This is a genomic window from Ramlibacter sp., assembly GCF_035706265.1.
GTDB lineage: Bacteria > Pseudomonadota > Gammaproteobacteria > Burkholderiales > Burkholderiaceae_C > Ramlibacter.
Genome location: NZ_DASSVG010000564.1, coordinates 1 through 4,520, shown reverse-complemented (window position 1 = coordinate 4,520; position 4,520 = coordinate 1). Strand labels below are relative to the sequence as shown.

Genomic DNA, 4,520 nt, shown 5'->3' with positions numbered 1-4,520 from the left:
ATGCACGGCACGCCGGCCGGCGGCATGGCCGCGGAGCTCTATGCCACCGGCGGCGCGGCGCCGGTGCTGCTGAAGCGCTTCGTCCTCAACGGCGACGGCCGCAACCCGGAAGGGCCCCTGTTCGACGACGCCAGCCTGAAGAAGGGGACCTACCGGTTGGTATTCGACGTGGCTGCGTACTTCCGCTCCCGTGGCATCGACCTGCCCGATCCGCCCTTCCTCGACCGGGTGGCGCTGGACTTCGGCATCGCGCACGCCGACCAGCACTACCACGTGCCGCTGCTGGTGAGCCCGTGGGCCTATTCGACCTACCGCGGATCGTGAAGCGCTCGCCAAAAGAAAAGCGGCCCGCGGCCGCCTTTCCCCTGGGCCCCCGCCTGCGCGGGGGTGACGGGAGCCGTTCAGTCCTGCCCCTCGGTCAGCGTATCGAGCTGGAAGCGCCCGCTCTTGTGCCACAGCCAGGTATCGGTGTAGACCACCTTGCCCATGCGCGCCGGCACGGGGAAGGGCGCCGCCTTGCGCACGGTGCGCTCGATCTCGGCGATCACCTCCGGCGCGTGCCGGGGCGCGCGCAACCAGTTCAGGTGGCGCACGTTGCCCTGGCCGTCGACTTCGACCTGCAGCACGCCCACGGCGTACAGCAGGGGCGGCAGGCGGCCCTTCCAGATCCGCTCGCTGTTCATGCCGTAGATGTGCGTCGCCGCGTCCTGGCGGTAGGCGCGCGGGTTGGTGGCCGTGGAGAACTTGAGCATCGACTGCGGTGCGATGGCGACCTGCGGCGCGGGGGCCGGTGCAGGGGGACGGACGGCCGGTTGCGGCACGACGACGGCTTGCGGCTGCTGTTGCAGCGGGGTGGAAGTGCAGGCCGCGAGCACGGCGAGCGCGCCGAGCGCGGGAATCAGGGGACGCAGGGCAGGTCGATACATCATGGAGGCTCCTGGCGACAGGGGCACGCCGGCGGCGTGCTGGCGCAGATTACAACGGGGCTGCGGCGGCCAATGATGACTTTGGTTACGAAACCCTGCGCGTCGTTGCCAACGGATTCTCTGTAAAGCATGCGTGCCCTCGAAGAAGTCACGAAGGGGTTGGCGGCGCAAGACGCGGTGTTGATCAGCGTCGACAGCGCCCAGGGTTCGGTGCCGCGCGAGGTGGGCGCCTGGATGGCCGTCTTCCCGGATGCGGTGGTGGGCACGGTGGGCGGCGGCCACCTGGAACTGCAGGCGATCGAGGAGGCCCGGCGGCGCCTGGGCGGTGCGGAGGGCGCGCCGGTGCTGCGCTATCCGCTCGGTCCTTCCCTGGGCCAGTGCTGCGGCGGCGTCATGCACCTGGGCTTCGAGCGGGTCGGCGCGGCCGATGCGCCGCAGCTGGCCGCGCGCCTGCGCGGCGCCGCAACGCCGCTGGCCCTGTTCGGCGGCGGCCACGTGGGCAAGGCGCTGGTGAACCTGCTCGGCACGCTGCCCTTCGACGTGACCTGGATCGACAGCCGCGACGAGATCTTCCCGCCGCAGGTGCCGGACAACGTGCGCTGCGAGCACTCCGACCCGGTGCGGGCCGCCGTGGCGGATCTCGCGCCCGGCTCGCGCGTGCTGATCATGAGCTTCAGCCACGCCGAGGACCTGGACATCGTGGCGGCGTGCCTGCGCCGCCTGCGCGATCGGTGCGACCTGCCCTACGTCGGCCTGATCGGCAGCAAGACCAAGTGGGCCACCTTCCGGCATCGGCTGGAGGAACGGGGCTTCGACGAGAACGAACTGGCGCAGGTCACCTGCCCGATCGGCATTCCGGGCATCACCGGCAAGCAGCCGGAGGTGATCGCGGTGGCCGTGGCGGCGCAGCTGCTGCAAGGCCTGCAGCCATGAGACGGACAAGGGTGTAAGGAATGGAAAGCTATCTTCTCGACTGGGCCAACCTGCTGTTGCGGTGGCTGCACGTGATCACGGCCATCGCCTGGGTCGGTTCATCGTTCTACTTCGTCTTCCTGGACAGCAGCCTCACGCCGCCGGCCGACGGCAAGCTGCGCGCCGAAGGCGCCACCGGCGAGCTGTGGGCCGTGCACGGCGGCGGCTTCTACCACCCGGTGAAGTACGCGGTGGCGCCGCCGCAGCTGCCGCCCAAGCTGCACTGGTTCTTCTGGGAAAGCTATTCGACCTGGATGTCCGGCTTCGCGCTGTTCACGGTTTCCTACCTGTGGAACGCGGGCGCCTACCTGGTCGACAAGTCGCTGATGGACTGGTCGCCGGCGGCGGCGATCGCGGTGGCGCTGGGCTTCCTGGTCGTCTTCTGGCTGCTGTACGACGCGATCTGCCGGATCTTCGGCACCGCGCGCGACGGCCTGGTCGGCGCTCTGGTCCTGGTGCTGGTGTGCGTCGCCTCGTGGCTGGCGTGCCACTGGTTCGCGGGCCGGGCGGCCTTCCTGCTCATGGGGGCGATGCTCGCCACCTCCATGAGCGCGAACGTGTTCTTCGTGATCATTCCCGGCCAGAAGAAGGTGGTGCAGGCGATCGCGGCGGGCCAGCCGGTGGACCCGATCCACGGCCTGCGCGGCAAGCAGCGCAGCGTGCACAACACCTACTTCACGCTGCCGGTGCTGTTCGCGATGCTGTCCAACCACTACGGCTTCCTCTACTCGCATCCGCGCAACTGGCTGGTGCTGATCCTGATGATGCTGGCCGGCGCCGCGATCCGCCAGTTCTTCGTGATGCGGCACGGCTGGAAGCTGGGGCGCAACCGCCATCCCGGCGGCTACGCGCTGGCCGGCGTGGTGCTGATCGTGGCCACGCTGGTGTGGCTCACGCCGCAGCCGACCGAGGCGGCGCGCATGGCCGCGGCGCCCGCGGCGGACTACGGCGCGGTACAGAAGGTGCTGGAGCAGCGCTGCTACATGTGCCACGGCGCGCAGGTGCAGATGAAGAACGTGCGGCTCGATTCGCCGCAGGGCCTGAAGCAGCACGCCCAGGCGGTCTACCAGCAGGCGGTGGTGGCCAAGACCATGCCCCTGAACAACGCGACCCACATCACCGAGGAGGAGCGCGGACTCATCGGCCGCTGGTTCGTGGCCGGCGCGAAGGTGGATTGACGCAGCGTCGTGGCGCCGGAGCCGGCGGGCGGGCCGGTTCCGCGCACAATCAGGAGCAGGAGAACCGAATGTCCGCGCCCGATCCCCGCCAGCAGCCCCGCGCCTTCCTCGAACACCTCTACCGCGCCGCCGTCCACCGTGCACTGCCGCTGCACAACACGGCGGCCTTCCTGCCGCCGCCGCCGCGCGGGCGCACGATCGTGCTGGGGGCGGGCAAGGCGGGCGGCGCGATGGCTCAGGCCGTGGAGGCGCTGTGGCCCCCGCAGGCGCCGCTGTCGGGCCTGGTCGTCACCCGCTACCACCACACGCCGCCGCGGCCCGCGGGCCTGGCGCAACGCATCGAGGTGGTGGAGGCCGCGCACCCCGTGCCCGACGCCGCCGGCCTGCAGGCGGCCGAGCGCATCCTGGCGCTGGCGCAGGGCCTCACGCCGCAGGACCTGGTGCTGTGCCTCATCTCCGGCGGCGGCTCGGCGCTGCTCACGTTGCCGGCCGAAGGCCTGACGCTGCAGGACAAGCAGCGCATCAACCGGGAGCTGCTGGAGTCAGGGGCCAACATCGCGGAGATGAACTGCGTGCGCAAGCACCTCTCGCGCATCAAGGGCGGGCGGCTCGCCGCCGCGTGCGCGCCGGCCAAGGTGGTCACGCTCACCATCAGCGACGTGCCGGGCGACGATCCCTCGATCATCGCCAGCGGGCCCACGGTGCCGGACGCGAGCAGTTGCGCCGATGCGCTCGCGATCCTGCGCCGCTACGGCATCGAGGTGCCGGGCCCGGTCCTCGCGCAGCTGGAGCAGGGCGCGCTGGAAACGCCCAAGCCCGGCGACGCCGTGTTCGCCGGCCACGAGGTGCACATGATCGCCAAGCCGCAGCAGTCGCTCGAGGCGGCCGCCGCGGCGGCGCGCGCCGCCGGCATCGAGGCGCACATCCTCAGCGACGAGATGGAAGGCGAGGCGCGCGAGGTGGGCAAGGTGCACGCCGCGCTCGGCCGGGCGGTGGCGCTGCGCCGCCAGCCCTTCGCCGCGCCCTGCGTGATCCTCTCCGGCGGCGAAACGACGGTGACGGTGCGCAAGCCGCCGGAAGGCACGCCGCGCGGCCGCGGCGGCCGGGCCGGCGAGTTCTGCCTCGGCCTGGCCCAGGCGCTGCAGGGCCAGGCCAACGTGTGGGCACTGGCGGCCGACACCGACGGCATCGACGGCATGGAAGACAACGCCGGCGCCTTCGTCGCCCCCGACACGCTGCAGCGCGCCCTGGCCCAGGGCCTGAAGGTCGACCAGTTCCTGCAGCGCAACGACGCCTACGGCTATTTCAGCGCCCTCGGCGACCTGGTGGTCACCGGGCCGACGCACACCAACGTCAACGATTTCCGGGCGCTGCTGGTGCTCTGACGCCGACCTCGTCGCGGCCGAAATGGGCCGCGAGGTGCTCCACGAACGCGCGCACCCGC

At 71.3% G+C, this 4,520-nt stretch carries 5 protein-coding genes; 4 read left to right on the top strand and 1 reads right to left on the bottom strand.

From position 1 onward, the window contains the following. Positions 1–324, top strand: a 324-nt coding sequence (uraH, locus tag VFM98_RS20300; protein ID WP_325111707.1) for a hydroxyisourate hydrolase, incomplete at its 5' end; no start/stop codon positions are given. Positions 325–401: 77 nt separating this feature from the next. On the opposite strand, the gene VFM98_RS20295 is transcribed toward uraH, so the two are convergent. Beyond that, positions 402–929, bottom strand: a complete 528-nt coding sequence (locus tag VFM98_RS20295) for a hypothetical protein (RefSeq protein ID WP_325111706.1) — start codon at positions 927–929, stop codon at positions 402–404. 126 nt (positions 930–1,055) lie between these two features. Here VFM98_RS20295 and xdhC point away from each other — a divergent pair, with 126 nt between their 5' ends. The 3 genes from xdhC (at position 1,056) to VFM98_RS20280 (ending at position 4,461) form a co-directional block, all read left to right on the top strand. Then, on the top strand, positions 1,056–1,859 hold the full coding sequence (xdhC, locus tag VFM98_RS20290; protein ID WP_325111705.1) for a xanthine dehydrogenase accessory protein XdhC: 804 nt from the start codon (positions 1,056–1,058) through the stop codon (positions 1,857–1,859). Positions 1,860–1,879: 20 nt separating this feature from the next. Beyond that, on the top strand, positions 1,880–3,076 hold the full coding sequence (locus VFM98_RS20285) for a urate hydroxylase PuuD (protein ID WP_325111704.1): 1,197 nt from the start codon (positions 1,880–1,882) through the stop codon (positions 3,074–3,076). A 68-nt stretch (positions 3,077–3,144) separates the two neighbouring features. Then, positions 3,145–4,461: a glycerate kinase gene (locus VFM98_RS20280; RefSeq protein ID WP_325111703.1), complete on the top strand. Its 1,317-nt coding sequence runs from the start codon at positions 3,145–3,147 to the stop codon at positions 4,459–4,461. Positions 4,462–4,520: the final 59 nt, after the last annotated feature.